Below are 24,197 nucleotides of genomic sequence, written 5' to 3' on the forward strand. Positions count from 1 at the left end.
ATCTCTTATTTTACGTTCCGATGCGTTTCCAGAAAACGTGCCACTCCCTTACGTACCGATTCCAGCCCGAAATCTTCCGGATGAATCTCATCCAAGGGCATCCACCACGCGTCGGCCACGTCATCCATGGCCTTCACCAAATGGTCGTCGGCCACTTGGCACAGAAAGAACTGGTCGAGCGTATGTACCAGAAAGCCCGAATACAAATAGGTGTTCGGTAAAGAAAACAGGTATTTGGCTTCTGTCACCACCAGTCCTGTTTCTTCCTTCACCTCGCGTGCCACTCCTTCTTCGCCGGTCTCGAACATGTCGATAAAGCCTCCCGACAAATCCAGCGTTCCCTTGGCAGGTTCCTTTCCGCGACGGCAAACCAGCAGCTCTCCTTTTCCGTTCAGGATGAAGGCCACCGTGGCCGCACTCGAATTGAAATAATACACAAAGCCACAGTCCGCACATTTCTTGGACTTTTCATTATGCACCTCAAAATGAGGAGAGCCGCACACCGGACAAAACTTAAACAATTCCAACGGATGCATAGTTTTTTAATTTAGTAAATAATAAGCCTCACAAAGATAAGCAAATAGGGCATACAGCTTACACAATTCACCGAGAATTTGTGCATTTCCAAAAAATAATTATGTTTTTTCTGACGAAATAGCGTATAGATAAAAAAGTTTTTCTACATTTGCTTACAATATGATAAAAACAAGAACCATTTAGTAGTATGGAGAAAATTGATAAACTTGACAAACAGATTCTGGAAATCATCTCACAGAACGCCAGAATCCCGTTCAAAGATGTAGCTGCAGAATGCGGTGTGTCACGTGCCGCCATTCATCAGCGCGTGCAGCGCCTGATTGACCTCGGCGTAATTATCGGCTCAGGTTACCATGTGAACCCGAAAAGCCTGGGCTACAGTACTTGCACCTATGTAGGAATCAAACTGGAGAAAGGCTCCATGTATAAAAGCGTAGTGGCTGAACTGAAGAAAATTCCGGAAATTGTGGAATGTCATTTCACCACCGGTCCTTACACCATGCTGACCAAACTGTATTCGACCGACAACGAACACTTGATGGATTTGTTGAATTCCAAAATTCAGGAAATTCCGGGAGTAACTGCCACGGAGACGCTGATTTCACTGGAACAGAGCATCAAGAAAGAAATTCCTATCCGTAAAGACCTCGAAGACTGATGGAAGGAATGGACGGACTTCACTGGGAGGGCATACTCATCGGAATCTGCACGTTCCTGATTATCGGATTGTTTCATCCGATAGTGGTCAAAGCGGAATATTACTGGGGGACACGTTGCTGGTGGCTTTTTCTGGTGCTGGGCATCGCGGGCCTCATCGGTTCCATTCTGGTAAGCCAGATTTTAGTGTCTTCCCTGCTGGGAGTCTTTTCGTTCTCCTCTTTCTGGACCATCAAGGAAATCTTCGAACAGCGTGAGCGAGTGCTGAAAGGTTGGTTCCCGATGAATCCGAAACGGAAAAAGGAATACGAACAGTAAAATCGTACGTACTTGAATATGAAAAAGGGATACCTGTCCAGGTATCCCTTTTTTCATGGGAAAAAGCTATTCTATCTGCATCACATCCTTTTATTTAAAACCCTTTGAAGAAGAAAAATTTATTCCAAAAGACTTTTTATGTTTTCCTGCCGGAATCCGTATATCTCCCAGCAGGAAAACATACGGCTCCGCCATGGGAAACGTACGGTTCCAAGTAAGGAAACATAAAAAAAGAACCGGATATCCCCACAATATGCTGTTACCTTTTTTAAAAAAAGCCATTCCACACAAACTATAATCTTCAAATGATTTACAACAAGTCGCCCGAGTCCTCTCAAAACCTATTTTCACACAATTAACATGAATTAAATAAAAGAATTAAGACTTATACCATTTCACCTCCCAATTCCATCCCCAAGCAATCCGATATCCAAACTTTATAAATCTTAATTCTACGATGATTTAAACCAAATCATCAATAATTTCACCACCACAACACCAATCTCATTTTATTTATACATTCTTTCCTATCAAAATAAAAAAATACCACTTCATCACTTTCCACACTCCTCCATTTTTTACCCAAAAAACAAAGCCACCGAACACAAGCAACAAATAGTAAGCATTAACATGGAAAATCAAATCTAAATACCAACAATAACACCGAATACAGCATCACAAATCCAATATTACACATTCTTTTCACAGACATGCGTATTTATTTTCAAAAAAAAACAGATTTATACCAAATAAATAAATTTATTACTTATATTTGCGATTGAATTGTTGTTGTTAAAAACAGTATCATATTGTTACATTAATTTTAAAAGAGAGAATTTATGAAAAAACGAACACTCTTCTTTCTTACATGCTTATTTTTAAGCATTGGAATGATGTGGGCGCAACATTCCACCGTAACAGGAATTGTAGTTTCTGAAGAGGATGGTGAGCCCGTAATCGGAGCGTCGGTACTGGTAGTTGGTACACAGGTAGGTACCATGACCGATCTCGACGGTAAGTTTACAATCACTAATGTGCCGGCTTCGGCCAAGCAATTGAGAATTTCTTTCGTAGGTATGCAACCTGTAGAAACTCGCATACGCGGAGGATTGATTCGAGTATCCATGAAATCCGACTCAGAGATGTTGGATGAAGTAATGGTAGTAGCTTTCGGTACACAGAAGAAAAGCTCATTCACCGGTTCAGCAGCAGTCCTGAACAGTGAAGATTTGGCCAAGCACATCACAACCAATGTAGCAAATGCCCTTGTAGGTACCACTCCAGGTTTGCAGATGCGTGGCGGTTCAGGTGCTCCGGGTGCCGGAAGCGGAAGCATCAACATCCGTGGTATCTCCTCTCTTTCATTGAGTACAGAGCCTTTGGTCATCGTGGATGGAGCTCCTTATTCTGCTTCTTTGAGCAACATTCCACAGAGTGATATCGAATCAGTCACGGTATTGAAAGATGCCGCTTCTGCCGCTCTGTATGGTGCACGTGGCGCATCGGGTGTCATCTTGATTACTACCAAAACCGGAAAAAACAAAAAGCCGCAGATCAACGTGGATATGAAATGGGGTGCCAACAGCCGTGCCGTACAGGACTACGAAACCATTAACGACCCGGGCCAGTACTATGAAGCCATGTACAGCCAGTACTATAACTACTATTTCTACGGTCAAGGCCAGAACGCAGCTACGGCCAATGTCAATGCCAACACGACCATGTTGAACCAGTTGGCATACAATGTATACACCGTACCTGATGGAGAACAGCTTATCGGTCTGAACGGCAAATTAAATCCGAATGCCACTCTAGGACGAGCTTATGAAGCAAACGGAGAAACTTACTACTTGTATCCGGATAACTGGACGGATGCAGCATACAGCAATTCACTTCGCCAGGAATATACCATCAACATCAACGGAGCCAACGACAAAGGTTCATTCTATGCCAGCATGGGTTATCTGGACGATGATGGTATCATTGAATACTCTGGATACAAACGTTTCAGTGCACGTGTAAAGGCAGATTATCAGCCCACTAAATGGTTAAGATTAGGTGCCAATGTAGGCTATGTAAATTCAGTGACTGAATCGAATGCCAACATGAACACTTCTCTTAATTCATCCAACCTGATGTATTATACCTCTTCTATTGCACCGATTTATCCGATTTACGTACGGGTTCTGGACGCCAACGGTAATCCGACCATCCGTCGCGATGAATACGGAAACCCGCAATACGACTACGGTGTAGCTGCCAGCAACTATCCGGGACTGACCCGTCCGTTTTCCGGCACCAACAACCCGTTGGGAACCAACCGCTACAATAAAGATGAAAGCAAGGGACAGCAGTTCAACGGCAACTTCTCATTGGACATCAATTTCACTGATTTCTTGAAATTCAATGCAACCAGCTCCATCATTTGGGGACACACTAATTATTCACTTTTACAGACTGCTCTGTACGGACCGAAAGTTTCTGCCGGAGGCCAGATTGACAAATCACAATCAGACAACGTACGTCAGAATCATGTACAAACTTTGACTTACTTCGACCAGTTTGGCAAGCACAACATCAACCTCATGCTGGGTCATGAATATTATGACACCAAGACTACTTACCTTTACGCTTACGGTCAAGGCTTGTTCTCTCAGTATATTCCAGAAATCAACGCCGCAGCCAGCAAGGTAAGTTCAAACTCTTACACCAGCGAATACAATGTGGAAGGTTATTTCGGTAGTCTCCAATACAACTACGATGATAAATACTTCCTCTCTGGTTCTTACCGTCGTGATGCATCTTCACGCTTTGCCAAGGAAAACCGTTGGGGTAACTTCTGGTCAGCTGGTGCTGCATGGTTGATCAACAAAGAAGAGTTCTTCAATGCATCATGGGTAGATGAGTTAAAACTGAAATTATCTATCGGACAGCAAGGTAACGATAACGTAGGTGATTTCGCATACGTAAATACCTACTCACTGTCTACCTCTACTCCTTCCAGCATGTCTGCCGCTTTCCGTATGATGGGTAACCCGGAAATCAGCTGGGAAACCACCAACAACTTGAACGTCGGTGTAGAATTCAGCTTATTCAATCGGAGACTTTCCGGTAGCATCGATTTCTATAACAAGAAAACAACCGACCTGTTGTTCTGGTTAAACATTCCGGAATCAGCCGGTACACGTGGTTACTACGACAACATCGGTGATATCCGCAACCGAGGCGTAGAATTGACCTTACAAGGCAGCATCATCCGTACACGTAACGTAGACTGGAGCGTACAATTCAACATCGCCCACAACAAAGATGAAATTCTTTCTTTGCCGGAGTCAAAAGTAGGTTTGCTGGGTGGTTACAGCGCCGACTGGAAATGGTATAAGGTCGGTGGTTCCATCTACAACTACATGTTGCCTGAATATGCAGGTATGGACGAACAAGGACAGGCCCTCTATTGGGTAGATGCCGACATGGTAGACCCATCTACTGGTGCCAGCGCCACAAACCGTCCGGCCACCAATCACTCTTACACAACCACTGACCCGAACTCTGCTTCCCGTTACGAACAAGGCAGCAGCTTGCCAAAGGCTTATGGTGGTTTCGGAACCACATTTAGCGCTTACGGTTTCGACTTGTCCATGACTTTCGATTATCAGATTGGCGGTCAAGTATACGATACTCGCTACATGTCATTGATGACCAACCTGACTGGTTCAGCAGGAGGCTCTGCCATCCACGTAGATGCCCTCAAGGCTTGGACTCCGAACAACACGTCGAGCGATATTCCGCGTATGCAATATATGGACCAGTATACAGCTGCCCGTTCCAACCGCTTCCTGACAAGTGCAGCTTACCTGAACTTCCAGTCATTCACTGTAGGTTATACCCTTCCGAAGAGCTGGATGACTAACCTTGGAATCGACAAGCTGCGTATCTATGCCAGCGGTGAGAACTTGTGCTTCTGGTCTGCACGTAAGGGACTTGACCCACGTTATTCATACGATGGAAATACTCAAGTCACTGTATATTCTCCTGTACGTACTATCACAGGTGGAATCCAGTTGACATTCTAACTCGTTTTTAACCAATGAAAAGAAACTACAAGATGAAAAAAATATTTTTATTTGCTTCTCTGGCAGCCTTGGGTATGACATCGCTTACAGGCTGTATTAAAGAAATTGAGCCACAAAGCAACTATGTGACAGTGGATCAAGCAGCTAACGCCACCGGAGCTTTCCAGAACTTTGTAGACGCCATTACCAATACAATGGCGGGGAAATTTGTTTACAATGCATCCAGCCAGAGCCCATACGATTACGGTTATACCTCATTCTTCCTGATGCGTGATGTCATGGGACAGGATATTACCATAGAAGATACAAGCAGTGAATGGTACACCACCTGGTACACCTGCGGTACAGGTCTGGGACCGTTGTATGCCGTATGCCAGTATCCATGGACTTATTTCTATGGATGGATTAAAAGCTGTAACGATGTATTGACCATGGCAGGTACAGAACCTTCTGACGAACATAAATCTGGAGCAGGTATCGCTTATGCCATGAGAGCCATGTTCTACATGGACTTGGCACAGATGTTCGCACAAAAGTCGTATGCATTCGACAAGAATGCCGAAACCGTACCATTGGTATTGGAAACCACTGCAGTAAGTGATTTGGCAACCAATCCGCGTGCAACCAACGAAGTAATGTGGGCACAGATTCTTTCCGATCTGGACAAGGCAGAAACTTACCTGGCTGATTATACCCGTACCGATGTGTACACGCCGGACATTTCAGTGGTATACGGTTTGAAAGCACGTGCTTACCTGATTATGGAAGACTGGGCGAACGCTGAAAAATATGCCAAGATGGCCCAGCAAGGTTACACCGCATTGACAGAAAGCCAGTACACTTCCCGCACCAGCGGTTTCAACACTCCGGATGGGAACAATTCCTGGATGTTCGCCGTTCGCTTCAAGGACGATGACCCATGTATCCTGCAGAATGATGGCGATAGCAGCTGGGGGTCACAGATGATTATTGAAGTCAGCGCATCTGGTTGCGGTTATGCCGCCAACTACGGTACCCCGAAACGTATCGATTACCACCTCTACCAGACCATTCCTGCTACAGACTTCCGCAAGAGATGTTTTGTAGACTTTGCAATTGACGACATGGACAACGCAGATGCAGTGGATGCATTGAGTGCTTACTCAGACGCTCCCGAAGGATTACTGACCACTGCAGCAGCCAGCCCTTCCCAGAAAGTGGGAGGCTTGGAACTGAAATTCCGCCCGGCCAATGGAGAACATGCCAACCAGTATGCTGCCTTCACCGTATCTGTTCCATTGATGCGTGTGGAAGAAATGATGCTGATTGAAGCGGAAGCTGCCGGTATGCAAAGTGAAGCAAAAGGAATCACTCTGTTGACCAACTTTGCCAAGACCCGTGACCCACAATACGTATATGGTACACATACAAACGATACATACGGAGGCAGCCATGCCACAGGATTCCAGAACGAAGTATGGTGGCAGCGCCGTGTAGAACTTTGGGGTGAAGGATTTGCCACCTACGATATCAAGCGTTACGACAAAGGTATCATTCGCAGCTATGCAAACACCAACCATATCAAAGGCTACCGCTGGAACTATGGAGGTTACAATGTGAACTCAGGAAACGTACATCCCGACTGGATGGACTTCTGCATCGTAGGTACAGAAACTGACTACAATGCAGCCTGCACCAACAATCCGACTCCGATTATGCCTACATCCGACTCCAGCGAATTTACATGGGCTAATTAAAAAGTTGATTCATTAAATAAAGAATAGGAACATGAAAAAATATATCAATGCTTTGGGAATGATCCTCCTTGCTATAGTGGCAATGACCAGCTGTAAGGAAGAAGAAGGAACTACTCCAGGTACAGACGGGGCACCTGCTATCACGCTATATGAATATGCAGTTGAAGCACCAGAATATAACCCTGACAATGATGTGAGAATCCGTATTGCCGCCAACAATCAGGTGAGTGAGGCCTACTATCTGGCCGAAACTACCGCAGACAAGAAAGCGCATGTGGAAGCAAACGGAGAAACCGGATATATGACTTATGTCGTAGAAAACGGGACTAAAATAGAAGGTATCTCTGGAGAATCTAGCGCAGACATCACCCTCACCAACCTGCAAGGTGAATATAGCATCACCGTAGTAGGCGTAAACGGAAGCAACATGGCTTCACAAGAAGTGGTGTTTACCGGACTTGCCTGGGAAGATGTAGCAACAGGTACTTATGTATTCGGGACTACGAGCGTAAGCGGTGGTGCTGCAGCTACTATAGTAGGACAGACTTCTGCAAAAACTACTTTACAGGTTTGTACCACAGATCCTACCCTCTATCGCTTCAAGGACGTCTTTGGAGAGGGCTACAGCATGAAGATCAATCTGATCGACCAGACCGGATCGGATGCAAATGGAGAATACCAGTTCTTCCGTGTACCTTCTATCCAGACTCCGTACACTTATGGTAATTATGGAAATATCACCATCAGTGATATCGGTTATTGGCAGGGTGATGATACATGGGTAACCGCCAACGGTTATGAAAGTGGTATGTATGCCAACCATAACTGCTTTATTTTCGTAGCTTATACAGTTTCTGCAGGTTACCTGGGGTACGGCTATGATGAGTTCATTGCAGACTAAACACAAAAGACTGATCCCGTTGATGGGATACAGTCTTTTCTAAATAATCTCTCTTGAAGAGTCAGTATTCATTCACACTGACGTTTAACCTTAAATAAGGATTTGTCGGGATATCTTCGTGACGAAGATGTCCCGATTTTTATTCTATGTTTTCTTCTGGCGCATACTCCTGCAAGGTCAGCTCTCCACGCAGCACACCTAAGGCATTCATGGCCAACGCTCCCATCTCGTCCTCACCGGGAATCACCACGATGGGTGCCAGCCCTTCCAACCACTCTCTCAGCCCACGAATACAATAGTCATTGAAAGCAATACCTCCTGTCAGAATCACGGCGTCGGTCTGTCCGTGCAGGGCAATGTGCATGGCTCCAACTTGCTTGGCCACCGTGTAGAGCATGGCATCGAGCACCAGTTTGTGCTTTTCGGCCCCGGCATGGGCCCAACGGATAATACTCTGCACATCAGTAGTACCCAAATGTGCCACCAGTCCCCCCCGACCGTTAATCATCTTCCGGATTTCCGCGTATGTATATTTCCCGCTGAAACACAAATCAACCAACTGTCGGGCCGGCAACGTTCCCGCCCGTTCCGGACTGAAAGGCCCTTCTCCATTCAAGGCATTATTCACATCGACTACCTTCCCATAATGATGGGCGCTGACTGAGATGCCTCCCCCCAGGTGGGCCACAATCAGGTTCAGTTCTTCATACTTCCGTCCGATACGGGCCGCATAACGTCGGGATACAGCCCGACTGTTCAAGGCATGGAAAATGGAGATACGGGGAAGTTCCGGAAGACCGGATATACGGGCCAAATCACGCAACTCGTCTGTCACTACCGGATCGGCCAGATAAGACGGACAACCGGCACAATGCGCTATCTCGTCGGCAATCCATGCCGCCAGGTTCGACGCATGTTCCATACTGGCATGCCACAAGTCATGCTTGATACGCTCATTGATTTGATACACTCCTCCAGGGGTCGGTTTCAACAAGCCACCGCGTGCAATCACGGCGTCAAAAGCAAGCGGAATGCCCGCCTTCTCCAGCGTATCGTGCACATGCGCACGACGATACTCATACTGCTCGTTGATATGATGAAAGTCCGCCAGTTCCTTGGACGGATGCGCGATACTTTCACGCCACACGGGATTCTCATTCTCATAGACTGCCAGCTTCGTGGAAGTGGAGCCCGGGTTAATGACAAGTATTTTCATAAGGTCAGGTCTTATTCTTTTCGTGTCCCTGCCAGGCAAGCCAGTACCAGGCTGTAGTATTTGGAGTTACCGGAATCACTCCGTGAAGGCACCACTACCGGTGCAAGAGTTCCGGTGAGCATGCCTGCCATGTTCGCGTCACCAAACAGGGACAAGGTTTTGTAAAACGTATTGCCCGATTCGATATTGGGGAAAATCAGGATATCCGCATTGCCGACTACAGGAGAAGAAAGGCCCTTTATCTCCCCGCTGTGTTTGTCGCAGGCGGTTTTGGCATCCATCGGTCCGTCGATAAAGACGTGACCGAAACGTCCCTCCTGCGCTTCTTTCCTGAGCTCCACATAACTCAAGGTATGGGGAAACTTCTCGTTGACTTTTTCTGTACAGTGAACAAGTGCCACCCGAGGTTCTTCACAGCCCAGCTTACGGCACAAATCTAAATCGTAAGTAATCATTGCCCGGAACTGTTCCAAAGTAGGCCGTGGAATCACTGCCGCATCCGAGAAAAACAGCAGCTTGTGATACAAGGGAACCTGTGCTACCGTGACATGGCTCAACACACCTCCTTCGGGCAACAGCCCCTCACCTTTCTTCAATACCGCCCGCAGCAAGTTATCGGTGTTGATGAGTCCTTTCATCAACACTTCCGCTTCTCCCGTACGTACCAGTTGCACGGCCAATGCCGCCGCTTCATCAGGAGTACCCGCTTCGTAAATATGCACAAAATCAGGAGAAGCCGACCGCAAATCGAGTGCTTCTTTCAAATGGGCAGAATCCGTCACCAAGAGGTATTCGGCAATTTCCTCCCTCAGGCTACGGATAATCACATACTCCGTGTGCGGGTCGTTCGGGCAGACCACCGCCACTTTCCGCCTTATGTCGCGCGAACGCAGACAGTTCACCATCTGAGAAAGGGTTCGAATCAATTCCATATCATTAGATTTTAAACAAATATGAGAAAATAATTTGAATAACTATCTATCCGAGATGCTAATTAATGCTATACGCTCTGGAAGAGAGACATAGACAAAAAAACAAATTAACGACTTTATCCACATTATTGTGCCATAAATTCACAAGTTCTCTCTATATTTGCCTAACTTGCTAAAAAAGAACACACGCATGAAAACAAATTTTTCTTTCGATATTCAAGCCCTTGATGAGGAGATTCACAGCCGTTTTCCCAACCACAAGGAAGCTCCACTCATCGGACTCACGGGAAACTTCAGTGACGGCAATCTGACTTTGGCACCGGGATATTACCAGTCTGTCATTCAGGCAGGAGGTGTGCCAGTGGTAATTCCTCCTTACGAGGATGCCAACTTACTAATCAACACACTGGACCACTTGGACGGACTGCTGCTTACAGGCGGAGGTGACTTGAATCCGCTTTTCTTGCACGAAGATCCGATTCGGGAACTCCACAGCATTAACCCTCACCGCGACCGGCAGGAACTGTTGCTGACGCGCCTGGCTGCCCATCGGCAGATTCCGATATTGGGTATCTGCCGCGGTATCCAAGTACTCAACGCCGCTTTGGGCGGTACACTCTATCAGGACATTTATGCACAGAAAGAAACGCCGTCTATCAAACACAGTCAAGACCTGGAACGGAGTTTCCCGTCACACCGGGTGGAACTGGCAGAGGGTAGCCTACTGGCCCGTATCCTAAACGCCAAGGAAATAGCTATCAATTCTTTCCATCACCAGGCGGTAAAAGAGCCAGCACCCGGTTTTCGGGTATCCGCTACGGCTCCCGACGGGGTGATAGAAGCCATCGAAAGCACGGAATATAAATCCATGCTGGGCGTACAGTGGCATCCGGAATGTTTCATCCTGAATCAAGACAAATGCATGATGCCGCTTTTCGGATGGCTCGTCCGCGAAGCCCGTTCGTTCCGGAAAGCCAAGGAGCTGCACCAGCGTCTGCTGATTCTGGATACCCATTGCGACACACCGATGTTTTTCGACCAGCACATCCGCTTTAATACACGCGACCCCAAAATCAAGGTCGACCTGCACAAGATGACGGAAGGACGGCAGGATGCCACCATCATGGTAGCTTATCTGGAACAAAAGGAACGGACGGACGAAGCCTTGCTGGCAGCTACCGCCAAAGCCGACCGTCTGCTGAATGAAATTGAGGAAATGGTGGCCAGGAACTGTACCGCAGTAGACATCGCGTATACGCCCGATGACTTATACCGTCTGAAACGGGAAGGAAAGAAGGCCATCATGCTGGGGATTGAAAACGGATATGCCATCGGGAAAGACCTCAGCCGGGTAGAACATTTCCGCAAACGGGGAGTGGTATACATGACGCTCTGCCACAACGGGAACAACGATATCTGTGGTTCAGCCCGCCGCAACGAAGAAAACTTGGGAGTCACTCCTTTCGGCGAACAGGTGATTCGAGAGATGAACCGCCTGGGCATGATGGTGGACTTGTCGCACAGTGGCGAACGAACCTTCTATGACACACTTGACATCAGCAGCCAGCCGGTAGTCTGCTCACATTCTTCCAGCCGTGCGCTCTGCGACCATCCGCGCAACCTGACCGATGACCAGCTCCGTGCCATTGCCCGGAAGGGGGGTGTGGTACAAGTCTGTCTGTACAGCGGATTCCTCCGCACTGACCGCCCGGCACATATCCTGGATGCCGTTGAGCACCTGAACCACATGGTGAACGTAATGGGCATCGAGCATGTGGGCATCGGCAGTGACTTCGACGGCGACGGGGGCATCATCGGGTGCAACGACTCTTCAGAGATGATCAACTTCACCCGCCAGCTGCTGCACGAACGTTATAGTGAAGAAGACATCTGCCGCATCTGGGGCGGCAACTTTCTGCGGGTCATGCAGCAAGTACAGGAGAACGGCTCCTACAAATAAAGTTTAAAACGTATTTACGGCTGCAAGGGGTCTGCGAAAATAAGTTTACCTTTGCAGCGCAAACTAAATGAAAGGATTATGATTTCAATAAAAAATCTGCTGATTGTAAGTGCTTTGATAACAGGAGGAACTTTCATTTCCTGTGGAAGCAGTTCGAAAAACAGTCAGCAAACTGAAGAAACGGAAGCCACAATTGTGCAGGCCCCGGCTTTCAATGCCGACAGTGCATACGCGTATGTAGCCGCACAGGTAGCCTTCGGACCTCGCGTACCCAATACGGAGGCGCATCGTAAATGCGGAGATTACCTGGCCGCCCAATTGAAGAAATTCGGGGCCACCGTTTATAATCAGCAAGCAGACCTGATTGCTTACGATGGCACAATCCTGAAATCACGCAATATCATCGGAGCCTATCAGCCGGAAAACAAGAAACGGGTGATGCTCTGTGCGCACTGGGACTGCCGTCCGTACGCCGACCAGGATGAAGAAGCCAACCACCGGAAGGCAATTGACGGAGCAAACGACGGTGCCAGCGGAGTGGGCGTCTTGCTTGAAATTGCTCGACAGATTCAACAGCAGGCTCCGCAAGTAGGCATCGACCTCGTATTCTTCGATGCGGAAGATTACGGCACGCCAGAATTCTACAAAGAAACATACAAACCGGACACTTGGTGTCTGGGCTCCCAATACTGGGGACGTATCCCTCACGTGCCTGATTACAAGGCGCGCTTCGGCATCCTGTTGGACATGGTAGGCGGAAAGAATGCCACATTCTACTATGAAGACTATTCCAAGCGGACGGCCAATAATGCCATGAAGAAAATCTGGAAGATGGCCGATCATTTAGGCTATGGCAACTACTTCATCAAGGAAGAGGGAGGCCAAATCACCGACGACCATCTCTATGTGCACCAGTACCGCCAGATTCCCTGTGTAGACATCATCCACTATGACACACAAAGTAACACAGGCTTCAACCCTACCTGGCACACACTGGATGATACAATTGAAAATATTGACAAAGCCACGCTTCAGGCCGTAGGACAAACGGTGATGGGCGTGATTTATAATGAAAAATAATTAAACAATATCACAATGAAAACAATAAATGAACTCCAAGACGAAGTAATCGAAGAATTCAGCGACTTTGAGGATTGGATGGACAAATACCAGCTGCTTATTGACTTGGGCAACGACCAGCAGCCGCTCGACCCCAAATACAAATCAGAACAGAACCTGATTGACGGTTGCCAGAGCCGAGTATGGTTGCAGGCCGACCTGGTGGACGGAAAGGTAATATTCCAGGCAGAAAGTGATGCCCTGATAGTAAAAGGTATCATCTCCCTGCTGATTCAAGTCGTATCAGGTCATACTCCAGATGAAATCCTGAATGCCGACCTCTATTTCATCGACAAAATAGGTCTGAAAGAGCATCTGTCTCCGACCCGTAGCAACGGTCTGCTGGCCATGGTGAAACAGATGCGTATGTATGCCTTGGCATTTAAAGCCAAAATGGAGGAAAAAGCATAAGAAAAACTTCACGCTTAAAACGTACAAAGGCTTGTGAGAACGAATTACTGTATCTCACAAGCCTTTGTCGTACTCCACCAATTATATCCTTAAAGAGTCTGAAAACGATAGAATTCTCCAATAAGACCTATCGTAACCTAAAATGAATTATTCTCTCATACAACCAACAGTATTCGTGAGAATCACAATCACGGTATAGATGCGGATAATCTGATATATGAAGAGGACTTTGACAGAGAGAAATCCGAAACACTTACCCCTCTGACAAAAGCACATTTTGACCTTATAGTTAAAAGAATCAAGAAACGTGACGAATACGCAACAATTGGGTCAACTAAAGCTGTATTGAATTTTTTATGGGATGCTGAGTTAAAATACTGTTAAATAGAAAAACATAACAAATTCGTTGATATATTTAGGTCGTTAACATTTAAAATAAGAACTTATGAGAAAAATCTTTTTACCACTTGTGATTGTCTTTTCTTTTACATCATTTACTTCGTGCAATAACGATGACGGATCTATTGTTAATAACGAGTAGTGCAAAAAGATTCAGAAATCATTATCTACAAAAAAATCTTTAATAAACTGATGGCACAAATTGGTTCTACAAAAACACGTAGAGAAATTTCAGATAATGACGTTTGGAATATTATATCCGCCTCATTCTAGATTTTAAAAAATGGAAAAGAAGTAAACATTCAGGATTACTTTGAAATACTGAATATGGGTGAGGGGGAAGCTAAGGAGCTGATATTAGAAAAATCTTTTTGTTTGAAAACCCATATATACCTCAAACAAAAACCAACCAACGTAAGAAGATATTCGCAATGTCATGTTGGATGAATGTGAAAATGGCTATGTAGAACCCATTACAACAGCCTGCGAATGGGCCGTCAAGTTAGCATATTAGTACAAAAAAAAATAACATTATAATCATGGACTCTTTTAAAACAGAAATTATAAGAATCCTCGTATTCTTAGCAATCATATCTTTAGTAGTATTTCTAAAATGGTGGGCAATACTTATTGTGTTTATTGTTTTCCCTAACATTTTAAGACAAATGAAAAATAAAAGAAATGGGAAAATAAACATTGGAAACTTAATCAATTACATAACAAATCACATTGTAAGATAATTGATAAGCATAAAGGCAGATATTTTACTCTCTGCCTTTATCTTAGGCACTACTTGATAGTATTCATAAAACGACTTGTTCATATCCTTTCCTGTTCCAACTGGCTACACCAGTAGCCAAGACCACAGGCTAAAACGACACACAAGCCGGTGGCACGCCCTTATTCACATAACCGCCCCTTCTCATGCCGTTGGCCTGTCGTCTGCAATCGGACAGGACTTTATTATAGTGCGACAACAGGCTTTTCAGGCAACTTCCTGAAACACCAGTTCGACACAAGTATTCGGCAAACTATAGATATCAAACCTTGATATGCAACAATAGCGACTGCCACTATGAACCTAATAATTGCAGGCGGTATTATTTTTTGAACCTATAAGTTACCGGCTTCCTCCTCTTGTTTTATCAATACACTTCCGGATGTTGCAGCTTCCATTTATGGGGAAGCAGATTCAATAACTGCTCATGGGTTGCCTTTTTATAATTAAGGCGGGCGATGACATCATTCAGATACTCCTTTAGGACTACATCATGTACCTTACAGATAGCCTGCAGGGAATAGACCGCCACCTCATGATTGCCGCAGAAGAGATAAATTTTCCGTCCAATAGTGATAGGTCAATAACTTACACCTATCTGTTGAAGATACAACTTCAACGGCAGCAAATAGGTGTAAGTTATTCAACCTATCATTACTGGCGTAGAAAATGTTCAGTTGACAGGAACAGTATCAAACAGGAGCTGGCTCCCATCAGTTTTAAACAGTCAGTCACGGAATCTACCCCTGAAGGACAAGTGCCGCATGGCGTGGCCGTTCTGTTTCCCAACGGTCTTCGTGCCCACTTCGGAAACGGTTCAGAAGAGATACTGATGGAGTTGTTCACCCAAAGTCTTCGAGGCGGCCATGTTTAACCTGAACGACACGATGCGCTACTTCCTGTGTCCTGGCAGGACAGATATGCGCAAGGGTATCAGTTCGCTGTGCGAAGTGGTGCATGAGAAGATGAACAGCGAAGTGAAGAACGGTGATGTCTTCATCTTCATCGGTTCCAGCCGCAGGCTCATGAAGTTGCTTCATGCGGAAGACGGAGGTATGGTGATGTATGTAAAACGCCTGGAGGCGGGCCGCTTCAAACTGCCGGAGTACGATCCCCAATCAAACAGCTATCCCATGGAATGGCGCGACCTGGTGATGATGGTTGAGGGCATTCAGGAAAATCCCGGGCAGAGGCTCCGGCGCCTGAGGGCAGAGCGTAAGGAATATCATGTATAATATGCTTCCGGAGTGAACAAAAGTGTGGATATTGTTGTGTAATCCGCTTATATTTAGTATATTTACATAAATAAAACAGATGCGGACAATGGATGAAAAGGATATACTGCTCAAGACGATAGAAGGGCTGAATGCCTCCATTGCTTCGTTGTCTGCCACTAATAAGGACCAGGCGGAACAGATTAAGAATCTGCAGGAACGAATCAAAGAACTGACGGCTCAGATTGCATGGCTGAACCGTCAGCTCTTTGGGCGTAAGACAGAAAAGCTTCCCGTATATAATCCCGATATGCCCGACCTTTTTACCGAAGAGTTTGCCGGGCTCCGGCATCAGGCGGAAGAAAAGCGTGACGAGGCCGTGGAGCAGATAGAAAAGGAACCGGTGGAAGTCCGGAAGCAGAAGCGTCAGAACCGCAAAATGACAGAGGATCTGCCCGTACTCGAAACCGAGGTTATAGAGCCGGCCGGTGTGGACCTGTCCTTATATCGTAGGATTGGTGAAGAGGTAACCAAAGTGGTCAAGCACAAACCGGGGATGCTCTATGTCAAGGAAATCATCCGTCCCAAATATGCGCTCAAGGACAGCACCCGGCTTCCTCCCGCAGGGCAGACAGGCGTGGAGATTGCCCCCATGCCGCTGATGCCCGTCGACAAGTGCATCGCCGACACCAGCCTGCTTGCCGAGATACTGCTTCAGAAGTATGAATATCACGTCCCGTTCTACCGGCAGATACAGCAGTACCGGCATCTTGGAATGAAAGGCCTTACGGAAAGTACGCTGGACGGATGGTTCAAAAAAACGGTGGAGCTGCTCAGGCCTCTGTATGAGGAGCTCAAGAAGGAAGTCTTTTCCTGCGACTATGTACAGGCGGACGAAACCACTGTTCCGGTCATCAACAAGGAAAAGCACAGGGCCGACAAGGAATACCTGTGGATGGTAAGGTCGGTCATGAAGAAACTGGTCATCTTCCATTACGACGAGGGATCGCGTGCCGGAGCGGTCATCGAATCCCTGGCAAATCAATATCACTTCAAGGGTTATCTTCAATGCGACGGTTTTGTAGGCTATGAGACAGCCTTCAGGACCAACCCCGACGTGCGTCTGCTCAACTGCCTGGTGCATATCCGCCGTCATTTTGAACAGGCTCTGGATGAAAACCGGGAGATGGCCGAACATGGCCTGACCCAGATACAGCATATTTACCGGATTGAACACTGCTGCGATAAGGCGGGCCTGTCGTACGACGAGCGGAAGACGAAGCGCCGGGAACTGGCCGGACCTGTCATGGATGCCATGAGAGTGTGGATGGAAACGGAAGGAATCAAGTACAGCCCCAATTCCCAGATCGGGAAAGCCATCACGTATGCCTATACCCGATGGGACCACATGATGGGATGTCTGGAGGACGGACGCCTGCTCTGGGATAACAATCTGGCTGAAAATGGCATCCGGCCGATTACTCTGGGACGGAAAAATTACCTCTTCTGCGGCAACCATGAGGCAGCGGCTAATATGTCGGTCATCTGTTCCCTGCTGGCCACCTGTAAGGCACATAATGTAAACCCAAGGGATTATCTGAATGATGTCATCGCCCGAATGCCCTATCACAAAAAGGCTACTCATGAGGAACTGCTGGAACTGCTTCCACATAAATGGAAGCTGCAACATCCGGAAAGTGTACTGACAAAACAAGGGGAGGAATCCGGAAACCACTGCTGACTGCAACATATAGGTTCAACAAAATAATAGCGACTGCAACTATTAGGTTTATAGTGACAGTCGCTATTGTTGTATATAAAGTTCAATACCTGTAGTTTAACGAATGCTTACGATATTACCACATATTGGCACAAAAAAAGGCTATGCACAATGCATAGCCTTCAATATATAGCATATACAGAATTATTCAGCTTTAGGGGCTTCCTCTGTAGTAGCAGGAGCTTCAGTTGCAGCTTCAGCAACCGGTGCTTCAGCTGTTGCAGCTGATTTCTTAGAACGACGAGTACGAGTTGCTTTCTTGGCAGCTGTCTTAGCCATGTTCTCGTTGTAATCTACCAATTCGATGAAACACATTTCTGCGTTATCACCCAAACGGTGACCAGTCTTGATAATACGAGTGTAACCACCCGGACGATCAGCAACCTTTACAGAGATTTCTTTGAACAGTTCAGTTACAGCATACTTATCTTGCAGGTTGCTAAATACAACACGACGAGAGTTAGTAGTGTCTTCTTTAGATCTCGTAATCAGCGGCTCAACGAACTTCTTCAAAGCTTTAGCCTTCGCAACAGTCGTAGTGATTCTTTTGTGCTTGATCAAAGAACATGCCATGTTTGACAGCATTGCATTTCTGTGAGAAGCAGTACGACCTAAATGGTTGAATTTTTTATTATGTCTCATTGTTTATTCTTTGTCTAATTTATACTTAGAAATATCTGTTCCAAACGAAAGATTCAGACTCTCGAGCAAATCATCAAGCTCAGTGAGCGATTTCTTACCGAAGTTACGGAACTTCAGCAGGTCGGTCTTATTAAACTGTACCAAGTCGCCCAATGTTTCTACATCGGCAGCCTTCAAACAGTTCAAAGCACGAACTGACAAGTCCATATCTACCAGCTTGGTCTTCAGCAATTGACGCATATGCAGAACTTCTTCATCAAACTCTTCATTTCCTTCTGTATCTGATGTTTCAAGCGTAATCTTTTCATCAGAGAACAACATAAAGTGGTGAATCAAAATTTTTGCAGCTTCCTTCAATGCTTCCTTCGGGTGAATGGAACCATCCGTCGTAATTTCCAATACCAACTTTTCATAGTCAGTTTTCTGCTCTACACGATAATTCTCTACCGCATATTTCACATTACGAATCGGAGTGTAAATAGAATCGATAGGAATTACATTCACATCGGTGCAGAATTCGCGATTTTCATCAGCCGGAACATATCCACGACCTTTATTGATTGTAATGTCTATCTGCATAGTTGCTTTTGAATCTAAATGGCAAATAACCAATTCAGGATTTAACACTTCAAATCCGGTCAAATACTTACCAATATCACCTGCCTTAAATTCAGTAGAATTCTCAACGGTAATGCTTACCTTCTCATTTTCGAATTCCTCAACTACTCGCTTGAATCGAACTTGCTTCAGATTCAAGATAATGTTAGTGACATCTTCTTTGACACCCGGAATGGTCGCAAATTCATGTTCCACACCCTCAATACGGATAGTGTTGATTGCATAACCTTCCAATGAAGAAAGAAGAATACGGCGTAAAGCATTACCTACGGTAATACCGAAACCGGGTTCAAGCGGACGGAATTCGAATTTCCCGAATTTGGAATCCGCTTCCAACATTAATACTTTATCAGGTTTTTGAAATGCTAATATCGCCATGAAATTAATTATTATTTAGAGTACAATTCAACGATCAAGTGTTCTTTAATGTTTTCAGGAATGTCTGCTCTTTCAGGCACATGCAACAACTTACCAGTCTTTGAGTTTTCATCCCATTCCAACCAAGGATATTTGCTGTGATTAAATCCGGCCAATGAATTAGCAATAACTTCCAAAGACTTAGATTTTTCACGAACACCTACCAGCTGACCCGGTTTTACAGAGAAAGAAGGAATATTAACCACCTTACCATCTACTGTAATGTGCTTGTGACCAACAAGCTGACGAGCGGCAGCACGAGTCGGTGCGATACCCAAACGGAACACTACGTTATCCAGACGACATTCAAGGCTCTGCAGCAAGATTTCACCTGTAATACCGTTCATACCTGCTGCTTTCTCAAACATATTACGGAATTGTTTCTCCAACACTCCGTAAGTATACTTAGCTTTCTGCTTTTCAGCCAACATGACACCGTATTCAGAAGTTTTTCTGCGACGATTGTTACCATGTTGTCCAGGAGGATAGTTTTTCTTAGACAAAACTTTATCTGCTCCAAAGATTGCTTCACCGAATTTACGTGCAATTCTAGTTTTTGGTCCAGTATATCTAGCCATTTTCTTTCTTAATTTAATTGTTATTCATGAACTCAATTTGTTGCAGCCGCGATTACAGAAAGGAATTGCAATCCATTATTTAACAAAATCAAGTTACATCTAAATTGGTTATCTTTATTATACTCTTCTTCTTTTCGGAGGACGACAACCGTTATGAGGCAATGGAGTTACATCAATAATTTCAGTAACTTCAATTCCAGCTCCGTGTACAGTTCTGATAGCAGACTCACGTCCGTTTCCAGGACCCTTTACATAAGCTTTTACCTTTCTCAGGCCAAGATCGTATGCCACCTTTGCACAATCTTGGGCAGCCATCTGAGCTGCATAAGGAGTGTTCTTCTTAGAACCTCTAAATCCCATCTTACCTGCAGAAGACCATGCAATAATCTGGCCTTCGCTGTTTGCCAAAGAAACGATAATGTTATTGAATGAAGAATGAACGTGCAACTGTCCATTAGCATCAACCTTGACATTTCTTTTTTTAGCTGCGACTGTTTTTTTTGCCATATTAACAATTATTTAGTAGCTTTTTTCTTATTTGCAACTGTTTTCTTTCTTCCCTTACGTGTACGAGCATTGTTTTTTGTGCTCTGACCTCTTACGGGCAGACCCAAGCGGTGACGAACACCACGGTAGCAACCAATATCCATTAATCGCTTAATGTTCAACTGGATTTCAGAACGAAGATCACCTTCCACCTTGTATTCAGCACCAATGATTTCACGAATCTTAGCAGCCTGATCATCAGTCCAATCCTTAACTTTCAGGTCCCGATCTACGCCTGCTTTATCCAAAATTTTTGCTGAACTACTGCGTCCGATACCATATACGTATGTCAACGCAATCTCACCTCTTTTATTCTGAGGCAAATCTACACCAACTATTCTTATAGCCATATACTAAATTATTTTTTTTGCAAAAATAATAAATTATCCTTGACGTTGTTTATACTTAGGATTTTTCTTGTTAATAACATACAAACGGCCATTACGTCTAACGATTTTGCATTCCGGCGTACGTTTCTTTAATGATGCTCTTACTTTCATATCTTATATTTTCTTTTATTTGTATCTAAAAACGATTCTTCCTTTAGATAAGTCATAAGGAGACATCTCGACTCTTACCTTATCTCCGGGTAATATTTTAATGTAATGCATTCTCATTTTGCCAGAAATATGAGCTGTAATCTCATGTCCGTTTTCTAGCTCTACACGAAACATTGCATTCGACAATGCTTCAACGATAACTCCATCTTGTTCTATTGCGGATTGCTTTGCCATATTAAATTGCTTTATCTCCTAAAACTTGTTCTATAAATTCAAATGATGATAATATATCAGCTTTTCCTAGTCCGACCGCTACTGTATGTTCGAAGTGAGCTGCACACTTCCGGTCTCTTGTACGAATCGTCCATCGGTCGTCTTCCATCACAATTTGCCGATTACCTAACGTAATCATCGGCTCGATTGCAATACACATTCCTTTTTTCAGCAATGTACCTGTACCACGACGTCCGTAATTTGGAACTGGAGGATCTTCATGCATTTCTTTCCCAATACCATGCCCCACAAACTCACGAACCACACCATAAGATTGTGCTTCACAATGTTGTTGAATCGCATAGCCTATATCTCCAAGTCTCTTCCCATGAACAGCATTTTCAATACCTTTATAAAGAGATTCTTTCGTGACCTTCAATAATTTCACAATCTCCGGATCTACTTCCCCTACACAAAATGTATAAGCAGAATCTCCACAAAAGCCATTCATAAAAGTACCACAGTCAACCGAAACGATATCACCATCTTTCAAAGGTATATCATTGGGAATTCCATGCACAACCTGTTCATTCACCGAAGTACAAAGTGTACCAGGAAAAGGAGAACCATAAGGATTAGGGAATCCTTTAAAAGTTGGAATTGCCCCATGATCGCGAATGAACTCTTCTGCCACTTTATCCAACTGCTTCGTCGTAACTCCAGGCTTTATCATTTTAGCCACTTCAGCCAGAGTCCTCCCTACCAGGAGATTACTCTGACGAAGCAACTCTATTTCATCATCTGTCTTTAGAAATATCATTCGAGACAAGTATTTTTTTAATAAGCAGCCACATTACCAGACCGTCCTTTAATTCTACCAGAACTCAACAATCCATCATAATGGCGCATCAACAAATGACTTTCAACTTGCTGCAAGGTATCCAAGACCACACCTACAAGAATCAGCAACGATGTACCACCAAAGAACTGTGCAAATTCAGCTTGAACGCCAAAAAGACCGGCAAATGCAGGCAAAATAGCAATAATAGCCAAGAATATAGAACCCGGCAGAGTAATACGGGACATGATTACATCCAAATATTCTGCTGTATTCTTACCCGGCTTTATTCCCGGAATAAAACCGTTATTTCTCTTCATATCTTCTGCCATCTGAGTGGTATTGATGGTTATTGCAGTATAAAAATAAGTGAAAAGAATAATCAATACCGCAAAGATAAGGTTATACCAAAAACCTGTATGATCAATTAAAGCACGGGCAATGCCACTCGCATTGTCAATGTTAGAATATCCAACAATTGTAATCGGAATAAACATGATAGCCTGAGCAAAAATGATAGGCATCACATTAGCCGCATTCACTTTCAAAGGGATATACTGTCTAGCACCGCCATATTGCTTATTGCCCACAATACGCTTCGCATATTGTACAGGTACTTTACGTACACCTTGTACCAACAAGATAGCAGCAGCTATCACTGCCAGCAAACATACCAGTTCAATCAAGAACATAATAATACCACCTGCACCCGGAGAAGCGAGTCGTGAAACGAACTCACCCGAGAAAGACTGAGGAAGACGTGCAATAATACCCACCATAATAATCAATGAGATACCATTACCAATTCCCTTATCAGTAATTCTTTCCCCAAGCCACAGGATAAACATACTACCTGCTGCCAGAATGATAGTTGAAGTAATAATAAAGAAAGTCCAATCTAATGAAGCATTAAGGGCAGGCCCTGCCTGCATTTTCAAGTTGATCAGATAAGATGGAGCTTGGAAAATCAAAATAATGATTGTCAGGATACGAGTATACTGATTAATCTTTCGACGACCGCTTTCACCCTCACGCTGCAGTTTCTGGAAATAAGGTACAGCTATTGCCAACAACTGAATCACAATGGATGCAGAGATATACGGCATGATTCCAAGTGCAAAGATAGATGCGTTTGAAAAAGCACCACCAGAAAACATATTCAACAAGGCAAGAAGACCTTCACTCGTCTGTTCATGCAATTTAGACAACATGTCAGGATTAATACCTGGCAATACGATATAAGAACCGAATCGATAAATTGCAACAAACAATATAGTAATGAGGATCCGTTTTCTCAGATCCTCAATATTCCATATATTCTTTAATGTTTCAATAGATTTTATCATTGAATCAGAGTTTTACTGCATTACCACCAACGGCTTCGATTGCAGCTACCGCGCTCTTAGAAAAAGCATTTGCTTCTACATCAAGCTTAGTAGTTAAACTACCGTTACCAAGAACTTTCACTAATTGATTAGAAGAAACGAAACCAGCTTCAATCAAATCATTAATGCCAACCTTAGACAGATTCTTGGCTTCAGCCAATTTCTGAATAGTGTCAAGATTAATTGCTTTGTATTCTACACGGTTAATATTCTTAAAACCAAATTTTGGAACACGACGTTGAAGCGGCATCTGACCACCTTCGAAACCAATCTTCTTTGAATAGCCAGATCTTGATTTTGCTCCTTTATGTCCTCTTGTAGAAGTACCGCCTAAACCTGAACCAGCACCACGACCAACTCTTTTTCTAGTTTTGACAGAACCTTCTGCAGGACGTAAATTATTTAACTTCATATTGTAAGATCCTTTAT

24 protein-coding genes are annotated in these 24,197 nt (G+C 44.6%); 11 read left to right on the plus strand and 13 right to left on the minus strand.

The genetic code is table 11. From position 1 onward, the window contains the following. Window positions 1-5 precede the first annotated feature (5 nt). Window positions 6-536 carry an NUDIX domain-containing protein gene (locus tag OIM59_RS15570; RefSeq protein ID WP_299167778.1) on the minus strand — a complete coding sequence of 177 codons (531 nt, stop codon included), beginning with the start codon at window positions 534-536 and terminating at the stop codon, window positions 6-8. Between the two features lie 188 nt (window positions 537-724). On the opposite strand from OIM59_RS15570, the gene OIM59_RS15575 reads away from it, so the two are divergent. The 5 genes from OIM59_RS15575 (at window position 725) to OIM59_RS15595 (ending at window position 8,222) form a co-directional block, all read left to right on the plus strand. Beyond that, a complete protein-coding gene (locus OIM59_RS15575) occupies window positions 725-1,195 on the plus strand; it encodes an Lrp/AsnC family transcriptional regulator (RefSeq protein WP_299167780.1) in 471 nt (156 codons plus the stop codon). Then, window positions 1,195-1,512 carry a DUF4491 family protein gene (locus tag OIM59_RS15580; protein ID WP_299167782.1) on the plus strand — a complete coding sequence of 106 codons (318 nt, stop codon included), beginning with the start codon at window positions 1,195-1,197 and terminating at the stop codon, window positions 1,510-1,512. Before OIM59_RS15575 ends, OIM59_RS15580 begins: the two co-directional genes overlap by 1 nt. 839 nt (window positions 1,513-2,351) lie before the next feature. Further along, window positions 2,352-5,585 carry a TonB-dependent receptor gene (locus tag OIM59_RS15585; RefSeq protein WP_299167784.1) on the plus strand — a complete coding sequence of 1,078 codons (3,234 nt, stop codon included), beginning with the start codon at window positions 2,352-2,354 and terminating at the stop codon, window positions 5,583-5,585. Between the two features lie 32 nt (window positions 5,586-5,617). Next, a complete protein-coding gene (locus tag OIM59_RS15590) occupies window positions 5,618-7,321 on the plus strand; it encodes a RagB/SusD family nutrient uptake outer membrane protein (RefSeq protein ID WP_299167787.1) in 1,704 nt (567 codons plus the stop codon). 31 nt (window positions 7,322-7,352) lie between these two features. After that, the gene (locus OIM59_RS15595; protein ID WP_299167789.1) at window positions 7,353-8,222 is read left to right on the plus strand and encodes a hypothetical protein; all 870 of its coding nucleotides are present in this window, start codon (window positions 7,353-7,355) and stop codon (window positions 8,220-8,222) included. A 139-nt stretch (window positions 8,223-8,361) separates the two neighbouring features. On the opposite strand, the gene buk is transcribed toward OIM59_RS15595, so the two are convergent. Together buk and OIM59_RS15605 are read right to left on the minus strand one after the other, a co-directional pair. After that, window positions 8,362-9,438, minus strand: coding sequence for a butyrate kinase (buk, locus tag OIM59_RS15600; protein ID WP_299167792.1), 1,077 nt, complete (start codon window positions 9,436-9,438; stop codon window positions 8,362-8,364). A gap of 11 nt (window positions 9,439-9,449) precedes the next feature. Further along, on the minus strand, window positions 9,450-10,370 hold the full coding sequence (locus OIM59_RS15605) for a phosphate acyltransferase (protein ID WP_299167794.1): 921 nt from the start codon (window positions 10,368-10,370) through the stop codon (window positions 9,450-9,452). A 190-nt stretch (window positions 10,371-10,560) separates the two neighbouring features. Here OIM59_RS15605 and OIM59_RS15610 point away from each other — a divergent pair, with 190 nt between their 5' ends. The 6 genes from OIM59_RS15610 to OIM59_RS15635 all read left to right on the plus strand — a co-directional run bounded on the left by OIM59_RS15610 (window position 10,561) and on the right by OIM59_RS15635 (window position 17,992). Next, window positions 10,561-12,330: a gamma-glutamyl-gamma-aminobutyrate hydrolase family protein gene (locus OIM59_RS15610; RefSeq protein ID WP_299167796.1), complete on the plus strand. Its 1,770-nt coding sequence runs from the start codon at window positions 10,561-10,563 to the stop codon at window positions 12,328-12,330. A gap of 81 nt (window positions 12,331-12,411) precedes the next feature. Further along, the gene (locus OIM59_RS15615; RefSeq protein ID WP_299167804.1) at window positions 12,412-13,410 is read left to right on the plus strand and encodes a M28 family peptidase; all 999 of its coding nucleotides are present in this window, start codon (window positions 12,412-12,414) and stop codon (window positions 13,408-13,410) included. A gap of 15 nt (window positions 13,411-13,425) precedes the next feature. Continuing rightward, window positions 13,426-13,860, plus strand: a complete 435-nt coding sequence (locus tag OIM59_RS15620; protein WP_299167798.1) for a SufE family protein — start codon at window positions 13,426-13,428, stop codon at window positions 13,858-13,860. Window positions 13,861-15,530: 1,670 nt separating this feature from the next. Further along, window positions 15,531-15,911 (plus strand): hypothetical protein, encoded by a 381-nt coding sequence (locus OIM59_RS15625; RefSeq protein WP_299168270.1) that lies wholly within the window; start codon window positions 15,531-15,533, stop codon window positions 15,909-15,911. Then, window positions 15,904-16,272, plus strand: a complete 369-nt coding sequence (gene tnpB / locus OIM59_RS15630; protein ID WP_299168268.1) for an IS66 family insertion sequence element accessory protein TnpB — start codon at window positions 15,904-15,906, stop codon at window positions 16,270-16,272. Before OIM59_RS15625 ends, tnpB begins: the two co-directional genes overlap by 8 nt. An 88-nt stretch (window positions 16,273-16,360) precedes the next feature. Then, window positions 16,361-17,992, plus strand: coding sequence for an IS66 family transposase (locus tag OIM59_RS15635; protein WP_299168265.1), 1,632 nt, complete (start codon window positions 16,361-16,363; stop codon window positions 17,990-17,992). A gap of 183 nt (window positions 17,993-18,175) precedes the next feature. Here the strand turns inward: OIM59_RS15635 and rplQ are convergent, their stop codons facing one another. The 10 genes from rplQ to rplO form a co-directional block, all read right to left on the minus strand. Next, complete coding sequence (rplQ, locus tag OIM59_RS15640) at window positions 18,176-18,673, minus strand: 50S ribosomal protein L17 (RefSeq protein ID WP_299168263.1); 498 nt, start codon at window positions 18,671-18,673, stop codon at window positions 18,176-18,178. Between the two features lie 3 nt (window positions 18,674-18,676). Beyond that, complete coding sequence (locus tag OIM59_RS15645) at window positions 18,677-19,669, minus strand: DNA-directed RNA polymerase subunit alpha (RefSeq protein ID WP_299168261.1); 993 nt, start codon at window positions 19,667-19,669, stop codon at window positions 18,677-18,679. An 11-nt stretch (window positions 19,670-19,680) separates the two neighbouring features. Next, window positions 19,681-20,286, minus strand: a complete 606-nt coding sequence (gene rpsD / locus OIM59_RS15650; RefSeq protein WP_072543775.1) for a 30S ribosomal protein S4 — start codon at window positions 20,284-20,286, stop codon at window positions 19,681-19,683. Window positions 20,287-20,403: 117 nt separating this feature from the next. After that, window positions 20,404-20,793, minus strand: a complete 390-nt coding sequence (rpsK, locus tag OIM59_RS15655) for a 30S ribosomal protein S11 (RefSeq protein ID WP_007559359.1) — start codon at window positions 20,791-20,793, stop codon at window positions 20,404-20,406. An 8-nt stretch (window positions 20,794-20,801) separates the two neighbouring features. Then, window positions 20,802-21,182 carry a 30S ribosomal protein S13 gene (rpsM, locus tag OIM59_RS15660; RefSeq protein WP_007559362.1) on the minus strand — a complete coding sequence of 127 codons (381 nt, stop codon included), beginning with the start codon at window positions 21,180-21,182 and terminating at the stop codon, window positions 20,802-20,804. Window positions 21,183-21,215: 33 nt separating this feature from the next. Continuing rightward, on the minus strand, window positions 21,216-21,332 hold the full coding sequence (gene ykgO, locus OIM59_RS15665) for a type B 50S ribosomal protein L36 (RefSeq protein WP_002558051.1): 117 nt from the start codon (window positions 21,330-21,332) through the stop codon (window positions 21,216-21,218). A 15-nt stretch (window positions 21,333-21,347) separates the two neighbouring features. Continuing rightward, entirely contained in the window at window positions 21,348-21,566 is a 219-nt protein-coding gene (gene infA, locus OIM59_RS15670) for a translation initiation factor IF-1 (RefSeq protein ID WP_002558052.1), read from the minus strand. A gap of 1 nt (window position 21,567) precedes the next feature. Further along, a complete protein-coding gene (gene map, locus OIM59_RS15675) occupies window positions 21,568-22,365 on the minus strand; it encodes a type I methionyl aminopeptidase (protein ID WP_303897644.1) in 798 nt (265 codons plus the stop codon). A gap of 17 nt (window positions 22,366-22,382) precedes the next feature. Next, window positions 22,383-23,729, minus strand: a complete 1,347-nt coding sequence (gene secY, locus OIM59_RS15680) for a preprotein translocase subunit SecY (RefSeq protein WP_299168256.1) — start codon at window positions 23,727-23,729, stop codon at window positions 22,383-22,385. 4 nt (window positions 23,730-23,733) lie between these two features. After that, window positions 23,734-24,180, minus strand: coding sequence for a 50S ribosomal protein L15 (rplO, locus tag OIM59_RS15685; RefSeq protein ID WP_072543772.1), 447 nt, complete (start codon window positions 24,178-24,180; stop codon window positions 23,734-23,736). Window positions 24,181-24,197 lie beyond the last annotated feature (17 nt).

The organism is Bacteroides mediterraneensis (assembly GCF_025993685.1).
GTDB lineage: Bacteria > Bacteroidota > Bacteroidia > Bacteroidales > Bacteroidaceae > Phocaeicola > Phocaeicola mediterraneensis_A.

Bases quoted from the DNA above. Each gene is read 5' to 3' on its own strand.
- OIM59_RS15570 (WP_299167778.1), bottom strand. From the start codon at position 536: ATGCATCCGTTGGAATTGTTTAAGTTTTGTCCGGTGTGCGGCTCTCCT.
- OIM59_RS15575 (WP_299167780.1), top strand. From the start codon at position 725: ATGGAGAAAATTGATAAACTTGACAAACAGATTCTGGAAATCATCTCA.
- OIM59_RS15580 (WP_299167782.1), top strand. From the start codon at position 1,195: ATGGAAGGAATGGACGGACTTCACTGGGAGGGCATACTCATCGGAATC.
- OIM59_RS15585 (WP_299167784.1), top strand. From the start codon at position 2,352: ATGAAAAAACGAACACTCTTCTTTCTTACATGCTTATTTTTAAGCATT.
- OIM59_RS15590 (WP_299167787.1), top strand. From the start codon at position 5,618: ATGAAAAAAATATTTTTATTTGCTTCTCTGGCAGCCTTGGGTATGACA.
- OIM59_RS15595 (WP_299167789.1), top strand. From the start codon at position 7,353: ATGAAAAAATATATCAATGCTTTGGGAATGATCCTCCTTGCTATAGTG.
- buk (WP_299167792.1), bottom strand. From the start codon at position 9,438: ATGAAAATACTTGTCATTAACCCGGGCTCCACTTCCACGAAGCTGGCA.
- OIM59_RS15605 (WP_299167794.1), bottom strand. From the start codon at position 10,370: ATGGAATTGATTCGAACCCTTTCTCAGATGGTGAACTGTCTGCGTTCG.
- OIM59_RS15610 (WP_299167796.1), top strand. From the start codon at position 10,561: ATGAAAACAAATTTTTCTTTCGATATTCAAGCCCTTGATGAGGAGATT.
- OIM59_RS15620 (WP_299167798.1), top strand. From the start codon at position 13,426: ATGAAAACAATAAATGAACTCCAAGACGAAGTAATCGAAGAATTCAGC.
- OIM59_RS15625 (WP_299168270.1), top strand. From the start codon at position 15,531: ATGTACCTTACAGATAGCCTGCAGGGAATAGACCGCCACCTCATGATT.
- tnpB (WP_299168268.1), top strand. From the start codon at position 15,904: ATGTTTAACCTGAACGACACGATGCGCTACTTCCTGTGTCCTGGCAGG.
- OIM59_RS15635 (WP_299168265.1), top strand. From the start codon at position 16,361: ATGGATGAAAAGGATATACTGCTCAAGACGATAGAAGGGCTGAATGCC.
- rplQ (WP_299168263.1), bottom strand. From the start codon at position 18,673: ATGAGACATAATAAAAAATTCAACCATTTAGGTCGTACTGCTTCTCAC.
- OIM59_RS15645 (WP_299168261.1), bottom strand. From the start codon at position 19,669: ATGGCGATATTAGCATTTCAAAAACCTGATAAAGTATTAATGTTGGAA.
- rpsD (WP_072543775.1), bottom strand. From the start codon at position 20,286: ATGGCTAGATATACTGGACCAAAAACTAGAATTGCACGTAAATTCGGT.
- rpsK (WP_007559359.1), bottom strand. From the start codon at position 20,793: ATGGCAAAAAAAACAGTCGCAGCTAAAAAAAGAAATGTCAAGGTTGAT.
- rpsM (WP_007559362.1), bottom strand. From the start codon at position 21,182: ATGGCTATAAGAATAGTTGGTGTAGATTTGCCTCAGAATAAAAGAGGT.
- ykgO (WP_002558051.1), bottom strand. From the start codon at position 21,332: ATGAAAGTAAGAGCATCATTAAAGAAACGTACGCCGGAATGCAAAATC.
- infA (WP_002558052.1), bottom strand. From the start codon at position 21,566: ATGGCAAAGCAATCCGCAATAGAACAAGATGGAGTTATCGTTGAAGCA.
- map (WP_303897644.1), bottom strand. From the start codon at position 22,365: ATGATATTTCTAAAGACAGATGATGAAATAGAGTTGCTTCGTCAGAGT.
- secY (WP_299168256.1), bottom strand. From the start codon at position 23,729: ATGATAAAATCTATTGAAACATTAAAGAATATATGGAATATTGAGGAT.
- rplO (WP_072543772.1), bottom strand. From the start codon at position 24,180: ATGAAGTTAAATAATTTACGTCCTGCAGAAGGTTCTGTCAAAACTAGA.